General features: G+C 71.9%; 15 protein-coding genes. 4 read left to right on the forward strand and 11 right to left on the reverse strand.

Annotated elements, in window-relative coordinates; all coding sequences use genetic code 11:
* Window positions 1-30 precede the first annotated feature (30 nt).
* From AB0389_RS11015 to AB0389_RS11030, 4 genes are all read right to left on the reverse strand, one after another.
* Window positions 31-1,155: an ABC transporter ATP-binding protein gene (locus tag AB0389_RS11015; RefSeq protein ID WP_366395029.1), complete on the reverse strand. Its 1,125-nt coding sequence runs from the start codon at window positions 1,153-1,155 to the stop codon at window positions 31-33.
* 1 nt (window position 1,156) lies between these two features.
* Window positions 1,157-2,245: a spermidine/putrescine ABC transporter substrate-binding protein gene (locus AB0389_RS11020; RefSeq protein ID WP_366395030.1), complete on the reverse strand. Its 1,089-nt coding sequence runs from the start codon at window positions 2,243-2,245 to the stop codon at window positions 1,157-1,159.
* 89 nt (window positions 2,246-2,334) lie between these two features.
* On the reverse strand, window positions 2,335-3,135 hold the full coding sequence (locus tag AB0389_RS11025; protein ID WP_366395031.1) for an ABC transporter permease: 801 nt from the start codon (window positions 3,133-3,135) through the stop codon (window positions 2,335-2,337).
* A complete protein-coding gene (locus AB0389_RS11030) occupies window positions 3,132-4,013 on the reverse strand; it encodes an ABC transporter permease (RefSeq protein WP_366395032.1) in 882 nt (293 codons plus the stop codon). Before AB0389_RS11030 ends, AB0389_RS11025 begins: the two co-directional genes overlap by 4 nt.
* A 313-nt stretch (window positions 4,014-4,326) precedes the next feature.
* On the opposite strand from AB0389_RS11030, the gene AB0389_RS11035 reads away from it, so the two are divergent.
* Window positions 4,327-4,812: an Lrp/AsnC family transcriptional regulator gene (locus AB0389_RS11035; protein WP_366395033.1), complete on the forward strand. Its 486-nt coding sequence runs from the start codon at window positions 4,327-4,329 to the stop codon at window positions 4,810-4,812.
* Here the strand turns inward: AB0389_RS11035 and AB0389_RS11040 are convergent.
* The 4 genes from AB0389_RS11040 to AB0389_RS11055 all read right to left on the reverse strand — a co-directional run bounded on the left by AB0389_RS11040 (window position 4,799) and on the right by AB0389_RS11055 (window position 9,695).
* Window positions 4,799-5,329: an Lrp/AsnC family transcriptional regulator gene (locus AB0389_RS11040; protein ID WP_366395034.1), complete on the reverse strand. Its 531-nt coding sequence runs from the start codon at window positions 5,327-5,329 to the stop codon at window positions 4,799-4,801. The two genes, AB0389_RS11035 and AB0389_RS11040, sit on opposite strands and share 14 nt — an antisense overlap.
* 56 nt (window positions 5,330-5,385) lie before the next feature.
* Complete coding sequence (locus tag AB0389_RS11045) at window positions 5,386-7,806, reverse strand: beta-galactosidase (RefSeq protein ID WP_366395035.1); 2,421 nt, start codon at window positions 7,804-7,806, stop codon at window positions 5,386-5,388.
* Between the two features lie 7 nt (window positions 7,807-7,813).
* Entirely contained in the window at window positions 7,814-8,716 is a 903-nt protein-coding gene (locus AB0389_RS11050; protein WP_366395036.1) for a class II fructose-bisphosphate aldolase, read from the reverse strand.
* A gap of 97 nt (window positions 8,717-8,813) precedes the next feature.
* On the reverse strand, window positions 8,814-9,695 hold the full coding sequence (locus tag AB0389_RS11055) for a sugar isomerase (RefSeq protein ID WP_366395037.1): 882 nt from the start codon (window positions 9,693-9,695) through the stop codon (window positions 8,814-8,816).
* A 186-nt stretch (window positions 9,696-9,881) separates the two neighbouring features.
* On the opposite strand from AB0389_RS11055, the gene AB0389_RS11060 reads away from it, so the two are divergent.
* On the forward strand, window positions 9,882-10,697 hold the full coding sequence (locus tag AB0389_RS11060; protein WP_366395038.1) for a DeoR/GlpR family DNA-binding transcription regulator: 816 nt from the start codon (window positions 9,882-9,884) through the stop codon (window positions 10,695-10,697).
* Here the strand turns inward: AB0389_RS11060 and AB0389_RS11065 are convergent.
* Window positions 10,684-12,039: an NAD(P)/FAD-dependent oxidoreductase gene (locus AB0389_RS11065; RefSeq protein ID WP_366395039.1), complete on the reverse strand. Its 1,356-nt coding sequence runs from the start codon at window positions 12,037-12,039 to the stop codon at window positions 10,684-10,686. The genes AB0389_RS11060 and AB0389_RS11065 overlap by 14 nt on opposite strands.
* Window positions 11,990-13,270 (reverse strand): MFS transporter, encoded by a 1,281-nt coding sequence (locus tag AB0389_RS11070; RefSeq protein WP_366395040.1) that lies wholly within the window; start codon window positions 13,268-13,270, stop codon window positions 11,990-11,992. Before AB0389_RS11070 ends, AB0389_RS11065 begins: the two co-directional genes overlap by 50 nt.
* 56 nt (window positions 13,271-13,326) lie before the next feature.
* Between AB0389_RS11070 and AB0389_RS11075 the strand changes: the two genes are divergently transcribed.
* Window positions 13,327-13,884, forward strand: a complete 558-nt coding sequence (locus AB0389_RS11075) for a CGNR zinc finger domain-containing protein (protein WP_366395041.1) — start codon at window positions 13,327-13,329, stop codon at window positions 13,882-13,884.
* Between the two features lie 195 nt (window positions 13,885-14,079).
* A complete protein-coding gene (locus AB0389_RS11080) occupies window positions 14,080-15,054 on the forward strand; it encodes an aldo/keto reductase (RefSeq protein ID WP_366395104.1) in 975 nt (324 codons plus the stop codon).
* Window positions 15,055-15,132: 78 nt separating this feature from the next.
* Here AB0389_RS11080 and AB0389_RS11085 read toward each other — a convergent pair whose 3' ends face one another.
* Entirely contained in the window at window positions 15,133-16,002 is an 870-nt protein-coding gene (locus AB0389_RS11085) for a helix-turn-helix transcriptional regulator (RefSeq protein WP_366395042.1), read from the reverse strand.
* Window positions 16,003-16,074 lie beyond the last annotated feature (72 nt).

The raw sequence follows: 16,074 nt of genomic DNA on the forward strand, positions 1-16,074 counted from the left end.
GGATCGAGTGGACGGGGCGGGTGCGGGCGTTCACTCGGCCAGCACCCGGGAGCGCTCGGGGTCCCAGCCGGCCCACACCCGCTCGCCGGCGGACAGGCCGCTCCGGTCGGCGCCGCCGGACTCGGCGAGCAGCTCGCTGCCGTCGGCCAGGGTGAGGTGGTAGCGCGTGGCGTGGCCCAGATAGACGGTCTGCTGGAGGGTGGCGGGGAGCGCCACCGCGCCGGTGGGCAGCTCCTCCGCGGTGGCGGCCACCGTCACGTTCTCGGGCCGTACGGCGAGATGCACCTCGGCCCCGGCCGCCCCGGCCGCCCCGGCCGCCCCGCCGGCCCCGGGGACCGGCAGGACACCGAGCCCCCGCACGGCCAGCCCGCCCGCCTCCAGCACACCGGTGAGGAAGGTGGAGGTGCCGATGAAGTCGGCGACGAAGCGGGTGGCGGGCCGCTCGTAGATCGCCTCGGGCGTGTCCACCTGGAGCACCCGGCCGCCGTCCATCACCGCGATGCGGTCGGACATGGTGAGCGCCTCCTCCTGGTCATGAGTGACCGTCACAAAGGTGACACCGACCTCGCGTTGGAGCTTCTTCAGCTCCAACTGCATCTCCGCGCGCAGCTTCTGGTCGAGCGCGCCGAGCGGCTCGTCGAGCAGCAGCAGCGAGGGCCGCCCGATGAGCGCGCGGGCGATCGCGACGCGCTGCTTCTGGCCGCCGGACAACTGCGCGATGGCGCGGTCGCCGTAGCCGTCGAGCCGTACCAGCGCGAGCGCGTCGCGTACGGCGTCGGCGATGGCGGCCCGGGGGTGCTTGCGGACCTTCAGCTCGAAGGCCACGTTGTCCCGGACGCTCAGATGAGGGAAGAGCGCGTAGCTCTGGAAGAGCATGTTGAGGTCCCGCTTGTGCGGCGGGACGCCGGTGGCGGGGGCGCCGCCGAGTTCGACGGTGCCCTCGCTGGGCTCCTCGAAGCCGGTGATCATCCGCATCAGGGTGGTCTTGCCGCAGCCGGAGGGACCCAGGATCGAGAAGAACTCGTTCTGCCGGATGTCCAGGGTCACCTCCTTGACGGCGTACGTCGCTCCGAACGCCTTGCCGACGCCGGTCAGCCGGACCGCCGGCGCGGCGACGGTCGGGCCGGGCGCGGGGGAGAGGTCGGTCGTTGTCATGTCAGGACGCCTTGATCTTCGTCCAGCCCTGCTGGAAGTACTGCATGGCGGTGCCGGGGTCGAGCAGGAAGTCGGACTTGGTGATGGCCGCGTCCGGGGCGTAGATCGCCGGGTTCTTCAGGGCGGCGGTGTCCTTGATGTGGTCACGGGCCGCCTGGTTGGCGCTCGCCGACGAGCCGTCGTCGGTGGCCAGCGCCGCGACCTCGGGACGCAGCAGGTAGTTGATGAACGCGTACGCCGACGTGGTGTTCTTCGCGCCCTTGGGGACGGCCAGGCCGTCGGTCCAGATGGAGCCGCCTTCGGACGGGATCACGTAGTGCACATGCGGGTTGGACTGCACGACCTTCGCCATCGCGGTGCCGCTCCACGCCTCGGCGGCACACGCCTGGCCGGTGGAGAGCAGCTGGGCGTAGTTCGTGGAGTTGTAGCCGGCCAGGATCTTCTTCTGCTTCTCCAGCGCGGCGGTGGCCGTCGCGATCTCGTTCTTGTCGGTGCTGGTCGCCCGGTAGCCGCTGACCTGGAGGCCCGCGATGTAGGAGGCCAGCATGTTGTCGAGCATGTAGAGCTTGCCCTTGTACTTCGCGTCGAAGAGGGTCTTCCAACTCGTCGCGGACTTCACACACTTGTCGTTGTAGGCGAAGCCGGTGGTGCCCCAGATCCACGGGATGCTGTACTGGTTGCCCTTGTCGTACGACGGGTTGCGGAACTTGGGCGCGAGGTTGTCCAGTCCCTCGATCTTCGAGTGGTCCAGCTTCTGGACGAGCCCCTGCCCGATGAGCTGCTGGACGGTGTACTGGCTCGGCTCGACGAGATCGTACGAGGAGGCGCCCGAGCTGAGCTTGGCGGTCATCGTCTCGTTGCTGTCGAAGGTGTCGAGGGTGACCTTGATCCCCGTCTCCTTCTCGAAGCCCTTCACCACGGAGTCCGGTATCTCGCCCGCCCAGGCGTAGATGTTGAGGGTCTTGCCGCCGCCGGAGGAGGAGGTCCCGGCCGACGAGGAGTCGGAGCCGCCGCACGCGGTGGCGAGCAGGGCCGTGGTGGTGACCACGGCGGTGGCCAGGAGGGAGCGGGAGAGTGTGCTTCTGCGCATGACGGACCTTTCGGAAGTGTGCCCGGGGGCACGGTCATTACGGCGTACGGGCACTGCGGAGTACGGGCACTGCGCGAGTACGGCGATCACTACGGCGTGCGGTCGGCACCGATGAGGACCCGGCGCATCTGGCGGAGGCCGACGCCCAGGATGATCAGGAAGGTGAAGAGGACGAGCAGGGTGCCCAGCGCGTTGATCTCGGGAGTGAGACCCACCTTGAGCAGCGAGTAGACGCGCAGCGGCAGCGTCGTCGAGCCGACGCCGTTGGTGAACGTCGACATCACGATGTTGCCGAAGGAGATGGTGAAGCAGAGCAGCCAGGCCGCCAGCAGCGCCTGCCGCAGCAGCGGCAGTGTCACCCGCCGGAACGCCTGCCAGGCGTTGCAGCCGAGATCCCGTGCCGCCTCCTCCAGGGAGGAGTCCAGCGCGCCGTGCGCACCGAGCACGATCAGCGCCGCGTACGGCAGTGTGACCACGAGATGGCCCAGTACGAGAGTGGTCAGGCCCAGATCCGCGTGGAGCGTGCCGAACACCGACAGCAGCGCGACGCCGAGCACGATCTCCGGGATGATCAGCGGCAGGAAGAGCCCGCCGGAGAACACCGCCCGCCACCTGGGCCGCAGCCGGGCCATCCCCATCGCAGCCAGCAGCCCGCAGGCGGTGGCCAGGGTCGCCGACACCACCGCCACCTCGGCGCTCACCTTGAGCGCGTCCAGCAGCGCGGTGTCCCGGGCCAGCACCCCGTACCAGCGGGTGGTGAACCCCTCCCACTTGTAGGTGATGTCGGAGTCGTTGAAGGAGAGGACGACCACGACCACGATCGGTATGTAGAGGAACGCGATCACACCGCGCGCCACCCAGCCGGTGACACGGTCCAGAGTGTGCTTCATGCGGTCTTCCTCCTCAGCCGCCGGGCGGCCGTGCCGAACACCACGAGGGAGCACAGCATCAGCACCAGCAGCAGGACCGAGGCGGCGGCGCCCATCGGCTGATTGCGGAACTCGGTGTAGAGCGTCACGATGAGGTTGCCGACCAGCTGGTTCTTGCCACCGCCGAGCAGCACCGGGATCACGAACACACCGAGCGTCGGGATGAACGTCAGCAGACCGGCCGCCAGCAGCCCCGGCCGCGCGATCGGCAGCAGCACCTTCGTATGCACCCGCCACCAGCCGCAGCCCAGGTCCCTGGCCGCCTCACCGAGGGACGGATCCACCCCGCGCAGCGACGCGTAGACGGGGAAGATCGCCGTGGGGAGGAACGCGTAGACCAGCCCGATGAACGACGCGCCCTGGCTCGGGATCCACTGGGTGGACCCGTGGGTGAGCCCGACCGCGTCCGTCAGGCTGTTCACCGGACCGCCGGGGCTGAGCAGATTGATCCAGGCGAAGGTGCGCACCAGGAAGTCCGTCCAGAACGGCACGATGATCAGCAGGAGCAGCAGCATCTGCCGCTGCGGCGGCCGGCTCGCCAGCCAGTACGAGACCACATAGCCGAGCAGGACGCAGATCACCATGTTGGCGGCGGCCATGCCCAGGCTGTAGCCGAACACCTTCAGATAGACCGGGTCGAGGAGGTTCTGGTAGTTGGTGAGGGTGAAGCCGCCCTTGATCCCGCCGTAGGCGTCGGGCGCCGCGAAGCTGTCGCGTACGACGAGCAGCAGCGGAACGAGCACCAGACCCGCGACGGTCAGCCCGGCGGGTGCCAGCAGCGCCGCCGTGAGAAATCCCTGGCGGGTGCGTGGGCCGGCGGCGGGCGGTGGTGCGGTCATGCACGGTCCTCCTTGCGCGGGTACGGATCGACCTTGCTCGGGTACGGATCGACGGACGGCCGTCTCCGTCCCGGCCGTCTCTGTCTCGGGTCCCGGGATGGAGAACAGCGTCTGCCCCCGGACACCCCGGTGAACAGGGCGAATGGCATCGGATCCAGTGGAAGCGGGCCCCCTTTTCCACGAATCTCGCAGTACGCGCCCCGCGGCCGGTGTCCGTGACCGGACCGAAATGCCGCGGCAACGCGTACGGGGCGATGATGGCCGTGGGGTGAAGGTGTCCGGTGGGCACAGTGAGACAGGAGATGGACCGGAAATGATCGACGACCTCGACCGGCAGATCATCGATCAGCTACGGGTGGACGGCCGCCGGTCGTTCGGCGAGGTCGGCCGCTCGATCGGACTCTCCGAGGCATCCGTACGGGCCCGGTTCGGGCGGTTGCAGCGCCAGGGCGTGCTTCAGGTGGTCGGTATGACGGACTCGGTGAAGCTCGGCGAGATGGAGGTGCATCTGGCCGTACGGGTGCACCACATGCCCGTCGCGCTGGTCGCCCGCGAGCTCTCCCGGATGCCCGAAGTGCGGTACGTCGCCTCCTGCGTCGGCCCGTACGACCTGATCACCGATGTCCGCTGCCGGGACCTCGGCCACCTCGCCGAGCTGCTCACCGAACGGGTCCGCCGGGTGAACGGCGTCGCGCACGCGGAGGCGCTGACCGTGCTGGAGGTCATCAAGGACAGCTATCTGTGGGCGGGCTTCCGCGAACTGCCGGCGGCGCCCGGCGAACGGATCATTCCGCCGTGAGCGCGCCGCCGGGGCCGCCGGCGCCGCCGGGCCCGCCCCGGCTCCCGTGGCTCCCCGGGCCGCCCTGCCCCACCGCGCTCGACAGCCCGCCCCACGAGTAGTCCTTGAACAGCTCCAGCAACAGCAGCACCTGCACCTCCGACACCCCGGGCAGCATCCGGATGTCGTCCAGCAACTGCACCAGCTGCGCCTGGTCACGGCAGGTGCCCTCCAGGAAGATGTCCTGGCTGCCCGCGCAGAGCGCGACATGGTTGACCATCGGCAGATCGGCCAGGCTGCGCGCAACCGCCCGGGGCGTCAGATCACGCACCCGGATCATCAGCCGCACCGACTGGTGCCCGAGCGTCAGCGGATTGCACAGCGCCACGATCCGCAGCGCCCCGCTCTCCTGGAGCCGGGTGACCCGCTGGCGCACCGTCGCCTCCGAGGTGCCCAGCTCACGGGCGACGGTCGTGTACGGCGTGCGTCCGTTCCGGGTGAGGATCCCCATGATTCCCCGGTCGAGAGCGTCGATCACCTCGGCACACCTCCGATGTCCCCGATGCCGCCGATACCTCTGATGTCCCCCGCTCGTCACAGTACCTTTACGGTCCACACCCGGACGATGTCGGCGTCCACACCGTGCAGCGCGACATGGTGCGGGGCCCCGGCCGCGCCGGGCCGGGCGCCGGGCGGGAAGCGGACGGGGGAGTCGGCCGCCAGCGGGAGCAGCCGCAGCTCCACGGTCCGCTCCCCGCCGCCCGGTGTCAGTGGCCCGAGGGCGCTCAGGCCGATCTCCCAGGGGCGGCCGTGGTAGAAGTCGTCGGCGACGAACGCGCCGTCCGCGCCGTGGGCGCGCGCGGTGTCACCGCTCCAGCGGACGCGCAGGACGACCTCGTCGGCGTCGGCGGGGATGCCGGTGACCCGGACACGGTGGATCTCCGCCCGCTCGTACGCCTCGGCGGGCGGGGCGCTCGCCCGGCCGGGTACGGAGACGACGGCGGCCGGAGGCGGGTCCGCCGCGCGGACGCGGCGGGTGGTGACGCGTATCGCCTCGTCTCGTGGGCCCTCGTCCGGTGTCAGTGTGTAGCGCGTGAACACACCGTCGGCCGCCGGGGTGAGTGTCGCTCCCGGTACGCCGGGGAGCCGGTCCGGCGCGGGCAGCAGCGCGAAACCGGGCAGGTCGCGGGCGGTGTGCAGGCGCAGCACACCGTCGTCGGCGGTGACGGCGTCCGCGCACAGCACCAGCCGCTCCCCACCGAGCACATCGAGCCGTACGGCGGTGCGCGCCGTGGCCGCGTCCAGCAGCAGGATGTCGGTCGCGCCCGTGTCGGTGGCGACGGTGACCAGGCAGTCCGTGCCCGGCCTGGCGCCCTCGACCAGCAGCGCGTCGCCGGTGTCCGTGACGGTGGCGCCCTCGGGCAGGGCGAGCACGGCCGGCGCGGGGTGGGCGAACGCCAGCTCGGCGGGGATCCCGTCGGTGGCGGCCAGCACCAGCAGCGGACGCCCGCCGCGCTCCGCGCCCCGGCCCAGCACACACACCGGCTGTGCGGTCGCCCACGCGAGCCGCACCCCGGCCGTACGCAGCCCGACGGGCCAGCAGAAGTACGCGCCCGACGGCACGGTCACCGGGCGGTGCGGGAGCCTGACCCGGCGACCGGCCGGCAGAGCGAGGTCGAAGCGGACGCCGTGGTGGTCGGGGAGCGGATCGTACGGCTGGTGGTTGGTCACGAAGAGCCAGCCGCTCTCGCCGTCGGACCGCAGGGCCCAGCGCAGGGTCGCGGTGTCGTCGGTCCCCGCCGGTGTCCGCTCGGGCAGCACACTGTCGCAGGGGGCCAGGAGTTGCCCGAAGTCGGCGAGCAGCTGGTGCTGTTGGCGCAGGGCGAAGTAGTGCGGCCTGGCCTGGCCGTACTCGCCCAGCGGCGCCTGGAAGTCGTAGGTCAGCTCCGGTACGTCGTTGGGGTATCCGGTCGCGTGGGACTCCTGGAGCCCGGGGGCCGGATTGGTGCCGCCGTGGAAGACGTAGTAGCCCTGCCAGTTGGAGCCGCAGCCCAGCTTGGTCAGCGCCTGCGCGGCGATGTCGTCCGGCTCGGTCCGTACCCTGCGGTGGTACGCCTGTGTCATGCCGCCGCCCAACTCGCAGGTGGCGAAGGGGAACCGGTCGGTCACTCCGGCGTCGGCCGAGGGCGCCCGCGGGTCGGTGCGGAGGTCGGCGCCGATGCCCGGGTCGTCGCGGTCGTGGCGGAAGTGGAAGTTGGCGCGGCAGCCCGCGTCCCAGGGCTCGTCGGCGTCGAACCAGAAACCGTCGGTGTAGCCGCCGTACAGCGGGAGCAGCGCGTCCCCGGGGAGCTGGGCGCCGCCCCACGCGGTCGCGGTCCACAGCGGCGCGTCGAGGCCGGCCTCGACGGCGAGCCGCTTGAGCGTGGCGAGATGGCCGGCGTCCCCGAACAGCTCGTTCTCGATCTGGAGGGCGAGCACGGGCCCGCCCGACGCCCGCTCCAGGCCCCGCAGTTGACCGGCGATCGCGCCGTACCAGCCGCGCACCAGCTCCAGATAGCCCGGATCGTCGGTGCGCGCCCGGAACTTTCCGGCCGCGTCCTCGGCCACGAGCCAGTCGGGCAGTCCGCCGTTGCGCGACTCGGCGTGCACCCACGGGCCGATCCGGGGCACGAAGTCGAGCCCGAGGCGCGCGCACAGCCCGGCGAAGTGCCGTACGTCGAACCGGCCTTCGAAGCGGAACCCGCCCCGGTCCGGGGCGTGGTGGAGCCAGAAGAGATAGCTCGCGACGGCCGTGGCACCGCCGTCCCTGATCTTGCGCAGCGCCTGTTCCCAACGGGCGCGGGGATGCCGGCTGTAGTGGTATTCGGCGGTCACCGGGATGAAGGGGACGCCGTCCCGGGTGAGCCAGCGGCCGGTCACCCCGACGGGACGGGGGACGCCCGGCCGGTCGCCCATGTCCAGATGGCCGCGCAGGGGCGGCTCCGGCCGGTTCGGCATCCGCAGTGTGTACTCCATGGCGCCATCATTCCGTCACGGTGGACTCCTTCACCCGGTGGGCTTCTTCAACGGCGGCCTCCGCCTTCCGGTGGGCTTCTCCTCCGGCGACGGCCCGCAGGCACTCAGCGACGGCGGTCGCGGTCGCCTCGCGCGCCGGTGCGAGGTAGCGGCGCGGATCGACCTGCGCGGGATTCTCGCCCAGGACGGTCCTGATCGCGCCGGTGAACGCGATATTGAGCAGCGTGCCGATATTGATCTTGGTCATACCGTGGCCGACCGCGTCCCGCAGCGCCGCGTGAGGGATGCCGGACGAGCCGTGCAGCACCAGCGGTACGGGGACGGCGTCCCGCAGCCGGGCGATGAGCCCGAGGTCGATCCTGGCCGTCCTGCTCAGCATCGCGTGACTGCTGCCGACGGCCACGGCGAGCGCGTCCACCCCGGTCGCGGCGGCGAACGCGGCGGCCTGGGCGGGATCCGTCCGTACCCCGGGGGTGTGGGCGGAGCCCTTGCCGCCGATCTCGCCGATCTCGGCCTCGACGAACAGCCCCCGGGCGTGCGCCCAGTCGGTGGCGGCGCGGGTGGCGGCGATGTTCTCGTCGTCCGGCAGCCTGGAGGCGTCGAACATCACCGAACTGGCCCCGCAGTCGGCGGTCCGGTGCAGCAGGGCGACGTCCTCGACATGGTCGAGATGGAGCGAGAGACGGGCAGTGCTGTCCGCCGCGAGCGCGGCGACCGCCGCGGCCAGCGGTGCCACACCGCCGTGGTAGCGGACGGCGTTGTGGCTGATCTGGAGGATGGCGGGCAGCCCGGTCCGCTCCGCCGCGGTGGCGACGGCCTCGGCGTGTTCGAGCGTGATGACGTTGAACGCGGCGACGCCGGTGCCCGATTCCCGGGCCTCGGCGACCAGTTCGGCGGTGGTGCTCAGCACAGGGAAGTACTCCTCGCGGTCGGTAACGCGACGGGACGCGGCGCGATCGCCGGTTCGGTCCTCGGGCCGGTCCTCGGGCCGGACCTCGGTACGGGCCTCACGCGTCCAGCACCACGGACCGCGTCAGATGCCGGGGCCGGTCCGGATCCAGCCCCTTGCGCCCGGCGAGCGCGGCGGCCAGCCGCTGCACCCGTACGAGATCGACCTGCGGATCCTCGGGATGGTCCACGAACAGCGCGCCGGTCGGCGCCACATCGGCGCGCAGCCCGTCGCTGTCGGGGCCGAAGTGCCAGACGAGCCGGCCGGGCGCGGCGATGCTGATCGGCCCGTGCCGGTACTCCATGCTCGGATACGCCTCGGTCCAGCCCTGGGTGGCCTCGCGCATCTTCAACGCGGCCTCGCGCGCCACCCCGTGGGCCCAGCCGCGCCCCAGGAAGGTGATCTGGTCCGCGGCGAGCCACTCCTCGGGCAGCGGTTCGGACACCGCCGACTCGGCCGCGGCGGCCAGCGGTTCGACCGGCTCACCGAGGCTCGCCCGCAGCGCCGTCAGCGCGGTCGTCGCGAACAGGGTCTGTACGACGGAGCGTTCGTCGGCGAAGGAGAGATCGACGAGATGATCGGCCACCCCCGCGATCGGGGTCGTGGTGTCGGCGGTGAGCGCCACGGTCGGGCGGACCCCGCGCTGCCGGCCGAGCAGCTCCAGGATCTCCGTCGTGGTCCCGGACCGGGAGATCGCCACCAGCCGGTCGTACGCGCGCCCCTCCGGGAACTCGGACGCGGTCCAGAAGTCCGTCTCGCCGAGCCCGCGCCGCTCGCGCAGCACCGCGTACGCCTCGGCCATGAACCACGAGGTCCCGCAGCCGACCACGGCGACCCGCTCCCCGGGCTCCGGCAGTCCGGTGCCGCCCTTGGCGACGACGGCCGCGGCCTCGCGCCAGGCCGCCGGCTGCCGGTCGATCTCCTCGTCGATGAACGACATACATGCTCCTCGCGTGCGGTGGGGCAGTGCTTGAGGCAGGTCTGAGATGCACAGAACACCGGAAGCGTAGGCGCTCATAAGTGTCCACTCAATGGCATCTGTGAGCAGTTTCGAGCATTTCTGCTACGATCCGGCAACCTCACGCGCCGGACCCCGTGCGCCGGGGACGAGGGAGGGACCAGGGCCGTGAACCGCTACGCCCGGATGAACGCGCTGCTCGACGCCATGGCCGCCGAGGGCCATGTCGATGTCGACAGCCTCGCCAGACAGTTCGGCGTCTCGCCCACCACCATCCGGCGCGACCTCAACCACCTGCACGAACAGCAGCTGGTGACGCGTACCAGGGGCGGCGCCGTGGCGACCACCGTCAACTACGACCTGCCCATCCGCTACCGCCGCGCCAGCCACGCCCCGGAGAAGACCCGGATCGGCCGGGCCGCCGCCGCGCTCGTGGGCACCGGCGATGTGGTCGGCATCAACGGCGGTACGACGACGACGGAGGTGGCCCGCGCGATCGCGGAGGGCCGGCCCGACGACGACGCGGCCCGCCATGACTCGGCCCGCCACGACACGAAGCCGCCCGAGCAGATCACCATCGTCACCAACGCCATCAACATCGCCGGCGAGCTCACCGTCCGCCGCCACGTCAAGCTGATCATGACCGGCGGGGTGGCCCGGCTCCAGTCCTTCGAACTCACCGGCCCACTGGCCTACGACACCCTCGCGCAGATCGACCTCGACTACGCCATGCTCGGTGTCGACGCCTTCGATCCCGCGCTCGGCGCCAAGGCGCTCGACGAGGACGAGGCCCGGATCAACCGGCTGATGGCCGAGCGGGCCCGTACGGTCGTCGTCGTCGCGGACAGCAGCAAGCTGGCCGCCCGCGCCTTCGCCCGGATCTGCCCGCCCGGCGCCGTCGACTACCTGATCACCGACACCGGCGCGCCGCTCGTCGCGGTCGAGGAGATCCGCGACGCGGGGGTACGGGTCATCGTGGTCTGAGCGCGTGTGTCCGCGCCCGGATCTGATCGGGCGTCAGATAGGAGTCGGTGTACTCGAAGTCGCGCAGGGTGGCGGGGCGGCGGCGCTGGAAGCCGGTACGGACGAAGTCGTCGCCCGCGGTCGCGTTGAGGATCCAGTTGGTGAGCGTACGGACCTTGGCGACATTGGTGCGCAGCGCCATCAGGTGGTAGCCGCGCGCCACCGCCTGCGCGGGCAGCCCGGTCAGCTGGAGGCCGAGCGGACGCGAGACGGCGTCCTTGCCGCCGAGGTCGACGACCAGACCGAGGTCCTTGTGGACGTACGGTCGCGGCGGCGTCCCGCGCAGCGCGGCCACCACGTTGGCGGCGGCGGTCCGCCCCTGGCGCTGCGCGTGCTGCGCGGTGGGCGGGCAGAGCGCGCCGTCGCCCTTCGCCAGGTCCGGTACGCCGGCGGCGTCGCCCAGCGCGAACACCCCGTCGGCGCCAGGGACGGTGAGATGGCTGGTGACGGCGAGCCGGCCGCGTACGGTCTCGGCGCCCAGGGTGGCGACCAGCGGACTCGCGGCGACGCCCGCCGTCCAGACGAGGGTGCGGCACGGCAGCGCGCGGCCGTCGGTGAGGGTGACCAGCTCGGGCTCCACCTTGGCGACCGAGACCCCGAGCGACACCTCGATGCCGCGCTGCCGGAGCACCCGCAGCGCGTCCGTACCGAGCCGGTCGCCCAGCTCGGGCATCAGCTTCGGCGCCACATCGACGATGTGCCACTTGATCAGCCGCGGGTCCAGCCGCGGATAGCGCCGGGCCGCCGCGGTGGTGACGAGCTGGAGACAGGCCGCGGTCTCGGTGCCCGCGTAGCCGCCGCCCACCACGATGAACCGGAGCCGGGAGGCCCGCTCGGCCGGATCGGTCGCCGCGTCGGCCAGATCGAGCTGGGCGATGACGTGGTCGCGCAGATACGCGGCCTCGGCGAGCGTCTTCATGCCCCGGGCGTGCTCGGTCAGGCCCGGGATGTCGAACGTACGGGTGACACTGCCTGGCGCGAGGACGAGGTGGTCGTACGGTTCGTCGACGATCTCGTCCGTGATCTTCCGGACGACACACACCTTGGCCTTGGTGTCGATGCCGATGGAGCCGCCGGGAATGACCCGGGTGTGGTGCAGCTCCCGGCGCAGGGAGACGGCCACGGACTGCGGGGTGAGCACACCGGAGGCCACCTGCGGCAGCAGCGGCAGATAGAGCTGGTAGCTGAAGGGCGCCACGAGGGCGATCCGGGCCTCGCCCGGCGACAGCGCGCGTTCCAGGCGGCGGGCACACTCAACTCCGGCGAAGCCGCCGCCGACGATCAGGATCCTTGCTCGTGTCATGCTCCGACTCTGCGCGCTGCGCGGGCGATCCAGTACCGGTGGACCGGCATTCGGGGTAACCGGGCCCGTGAAGTGCTCCGTACGCGGCGACGGCCAGCAGTTCGCACAGGGCGGCGGCGAGCAGGGCGGCGGACAGGGACCGCTCGGCGAGCGGTCCCGCCAGCGCCGCGCCCACCGCGAACCCGGTGATCTTCAGGCTCGCCCCGGTGGTGAAGATCCGGCCGCGCAGCCGCTCCGGGGCCTCCCGGTGCCGTACCGCGAACAGGGCGGTGAGCCGCGGACCTTCACCGATTCCGGCGATCACCACCGCGACGGCGAGGAGTACGGGCCCGCCGGCCGCAGCGAGCAGGAACGCCGGCGCCGACACCAGGGCCCCGCACCACAGGACGGTGTCGGGGCGCGGCTGCCGGGGCAGGCGCGCGAGCGCGGCGTTGGCCGCGAGCGAGGCGGCGGCGATCCCGGCGAGCAGCAGCGCGCCCCGGTCGGCCGAGCCGAGGTCCCGCGCGGCGAGCGGCGGAGCGCACACGACGAGCGCGCCGGCGCCGGCGGCGGAGATCACCGAGGTGAGCGTGGAGCGGGCGAGCGGTCTGTTGCGGACGATGACGCGGAAACCGGCGGCCAGATCACCGGCGGCCGAGCCACCCGAACGCTCCGAAGGGGCGGCCGGAAGCGCGCGCGGCAGCGCCAGCGCCGACGGCAGCGCCAGACAGATCAGCGCGGCGGCCGTCAGCACGCCCGCCTCCGCGCCGTACCGCCCGGCGACCAGACCGGCCAGCGCCGGGCCCGCCAGACTCGCGACGTTGAAGGTCATCGCGTCCACCGCGGTGGCGCGCGGCAGCGCCCCGGCCGACGGCACGACACGCGGCAGTTGCGCGGTCCAGCCGCCGGACAGGGCAGGACCCAGCAGCCCGGCAGGTACGGCGATCAGCAGCGCGACGGCGACCGGCGCGCGGCCCAGACAGAGCAGGACGGCGACGAGCGCCGCCGCGTAACCGGCGAGCGCCCCCGCCAGCAGCCGCCCCGGCGCCGCCGACCGGTCCAGCAGCACCCCGAGGACGGGCCCGCCGGCCGCCGCCGAGACCAGCACGGCCGCGAGCAGCGACGAGGCGGTCGCGGTGGAACCGGTGAGGGCCAGGCCCGCCAGCAGCAGCGCGGGCCCCGACATCTCGTCGCCGGTACGGGCCACCGCCGCCCCCGCCGTGTAGACCCTCAGCGCGTAACGCTTTCTCATCCACATCACGTTACGTGAGTAACGCAAAACCCATTCACATGCGTTACGGTGCCCGCATGGAGCCCTCCCGCGACGACGACTGGTCCACCCGGCACTCCGTCCGGGCCACCGCCCGGCGGACCGTCGCCCTCGTCAACGCCCTGTCCGCCGAACACCCCGACCCGGACGACGTCGCGGGCATCCTGCGCGCGCACGGCGAGACCGGCGCCCTCGACCTCACCCCCGACGACCTCGGTGACCTGCGGACCGCCGCCCTGCTGCTGCGCGAGGTCTTCGCGGCGCAGGGTGTGGACGGCGCGGCCACCGCCCTCAACCGGCTGCTGGCGCGCGGATCCGGCACACCGCGCCTCACCTCGCACGGCGCCACCACCCCCTGGCACCCCCATCTCGACAGCGACGACGACGCGCCCTGGGGCGAGTGGTTCCTCGCCTCGTCCTGCCTCGCCCTGACCGTCCTCCTCTGGGACGATCAGCGACCGCCCGGCGGCCTCTGTGCCTCCCCGGCCTGCCCGAACGTCCTGCTCACCCAGGGTGGCGGTCCCCCACGCCGCTACTGCTCCCGGCGGTGCGCGACCCGGGAGCGGGTGGCGGCCCACCGCCGCGCGAAGGGGTGAGGCATGTTGGAATCTGTCGGAAAGTTTCGGAACTTGTTTGGCGTTCCCATCGGTGCCGCGCGTGTGTAGCGTCTACGGCGACCGGTTTGCCGTCCGTACGGAGCCGTCCCGGCACCCTTCCCGGCCTCGGCCATGTCACAGGAGAGTTCGTTGAAACAACCGCCCTACCTCGCCGCCGCCGACCGCTACGACGGCATGCGCTTCCAGCGCAGCGGTCACAGCGGGGTCAAGCTGCCCAAGGTCTCGCTGGGGCTGTGGCACAACTTCGGTGACACCGCGCCGCTGGAGAAGCAGCGCGCGGTACTGCGCCGCGCGTTCGACCGGGGCGTCACCCACCTCGACCTCGCCAACAACTACGGCCCGCCCTACGGCAGCGCCGAGGCGAACTTCGGCACGCTCTACGCCCAGGACTTCCGGCCGTACCGCGACGAGCTCTTCATCTCGTCCAAGGCGGGCTACGACATGTGGCCGGGCCCGTACGGCGAATTCGGCTCGCGCAAGCACGTGCTGGCCAGCCTCGACCAGTCGCTGGAGCGGATGGGGCTCGACTACGTCGACCTCTACTACTCCCACCGGTTCGACCCCGAGACCCCGCTCGAAGAGACCATGGGCGCGCTGGCCTCCGCCGTACAGCAGGGCAAGGCGCTGTACGTGGGACTGTCCAACTACCCGACGGACCAGATGCGGCGCGGCGCGGAGATCCTCAAGGACCTCGGCACCCCCCTGCTGATCAACCAGCACGCGTACAACATCCTGGACCGCACCATCGAGCGCAGCGGGCTGATCGCCGCGTCCGACGAGGTCGGCGCCGGAGTCATCGCGTTCTCGCCGCTCGCGCAGGGACAGCTGACCGACCGCTACCTCAACGGGGTGCCGGCCGACTCGCGGATGGCCGTGGGCCACTTCCTGAAGCGGGACGCGCTCAGCGACGAGAAGGTCGCCCTGCTGCACGCCCTCAACAAGCTCGCGGGCGAGCGCGGCCAGACCCTGGCCCAGCTCGCGCTGGCCTGGGTGCTGCGCGACCCGCGCGTCACCTCGGTCCTGATCGGCGCGAGCGGCGTCGAGCAGCTCGACCAGAACCTCGTGGTGCTGGAGTCGGCGGCCCTCGCCGAGGAGGAACTCGCCACGATCGACCGGCTCCTCGCGGACCACGGGATCACCACCCCGTAAAACACCACGCACGCACACACTCACACCCGCACACGGCGGCAGGCGCACCCACGACGGACGGGCGCGCCTGCCGCCGTGTCAGCGGTCCAGCTCCGCCCGGAACCCGGCGAGCAGCTCCTTCGTGCGCGTCGCGGGCTCCGCGTGCGTCACCATCCGGTCCATCGCCTGCATGTGCGCCAGGACCTCGCTCTCCTCGTCGAGATAGAGCGCACCGGTCAGATACTCGATGTACACCATGTCGCGCACCTCCGGGATGTCGAACCGGAAGAGCACGAACGGACTGTACGTGCCGGGATGCGGCCCCCGGGCGAACGTGGCGATCTGGAGCGTCACCCGCGGCATCTCGATCACCTCCAGCAGCCGGTCCAGCTGCGCCCGCATCACCGCCGGCGACCCCACGGCCCTGCGCAGCACCGTCTCGTCCAGCACCGCCCAGAAGGCCGGCGTGTCCGGCCGCTCCAGCAGTGCCTGCCGCTCCAGCCGCAGGGCGATATGGCGCTCCACCCGGTCGCGGTCGACCGTACGGCCGATGGAACCCGAGGTCAGCACGTGGCGCGCGTACTCCTCGGTCTGGAGCAGCCCCGGCACGAAGTGCGGCTCGTACGCGCGAATGGTCCTGGCCGCCTCCTCAAGGCTGACATAGCCGCTGAACCAGTCGGGCAGGACATCGTGGAACCGCTGCCACCAGCCGGGCTTGTTCGCCTCGTCCGCCAGCCGCAGGAAGACCTCGGTCTCCTCGGCGTCCAGCCCGTAGGCGGGCAGCAGCAGCTGTACGTACGGGATCTTGAGCGCGACCTCGGCCATCTCCATCCGGCGGACGGTGGCCGCGGTGACCCGCAGCAGCCTGCCCGCCTGCTCCCGGCTGAGCCCCGACTTCTCGCGCAGTGACCGCAACTGCCGTCCCAGGACGAGCTGACCGATCGTCGGGGCGGACCGGGGCTCGCTCACACCCCACCACCGTGTGCCAGCGCCATGCCGGGCAGTCTGCCACAGCAACTCGCGCGGGGGCAGAGCCGCTTG

The sequence above is a fragment of the Streptomyces sp. NPDC093109 genome, from assembly GCF_040701725.1.
Classification (GTDB): domain Bacteria; phylum Actinomycetota; class Actinomycetes; order Streptomycetales; family Streptomycetaceae; genus Streptomyces.

What these genes read in the sequence shown, in the direction of transcription:
- AB0389_RS11015 (WP_366395029.1), bottom strand. Translation starts at nt 1,155, where the DNA reads ATGACAACGACCGACCTCTCCCCCGCGCCCGGCCCGACCGTCGCCGCG.
- AB0389_RS11020 (WP_366395030.1), bottom strand. Translation starts at nt 2,245, where the DNA reads ATGCGCAGAAGCACACTCTCCCGCTCCCTCCTGGCCACCGCCGTGGTC.
- AB0389_RS11025 (WP_366395031.1), bottom strand. Translation starts at nt 3,135, where the DNA reads ATGAAGCACACTCTGGACCGTGTCACCGGCTGGGTGGCGCGCGGTGTG.
- AB0389_RS11030 (WP_366395032.1), bottom strand. Translation starts at nt 4,013, where the DNA reads ATGACCGCACCACCGCCCGCCGCCGGCCCACGCACCCGCCAGGGATTT.
- AB0389_RS11035 (WP_366395033.1), top strand. Translation starts at nt 4,327, where the DNA reads ATGATCGACGACCTCGACCGGCAGATCATCGATCAGCTACGGGTGGAC.
- AB0389_RS11045 (WP_366395035.1), bottom strand. Translation starts at nt 7,806, where the DNA reads ATGGAGTACACACTGCGGATGCCGAACCGGCCGGAGCCGCCCCTGCGC.
- AB0389_RS11055 (WP_366395037.1), bottom strand. Translation starts at nt 9,695, where the DNA reads ATGTCGTTCATCGACGAGGAGATCGACCGGCAGCCGGCGGCCTGGCGC.
- AB0389_RS11065 (WP_366395039.1), bottom strand. Translation starts at nt 12,039, where the DNA reads ATGACACGAGCAAGGATCCTGATCGTCGGCGGCGGCTTCGCCGGAGTT.
- AB0389_RS11070 (WP_366395040.1), bottom strand. Translation starts at nt 13,270, where the DNA reads ATGAGAAAGCGTTACGCGCTGAGGGTCTACACGGCGGGGGCGGCGGTG.
- AB0389_RS11075 (WP_366395041.1), top strand. Translation starts at nt 13,327, where the DNA reads ATGGAGCCCTCCCGCGACGACGACTGGTCCACCCGGCACTCCGTCCGG.
- AB0389_RS11080 (WP_366395104.1), top strand. Translation starts at nt 14,080, where the DNA reads ATGCGCTTCCAGCGCAGCGGTCACAGCGGGGTCAAGCTGCCCAAGGTC.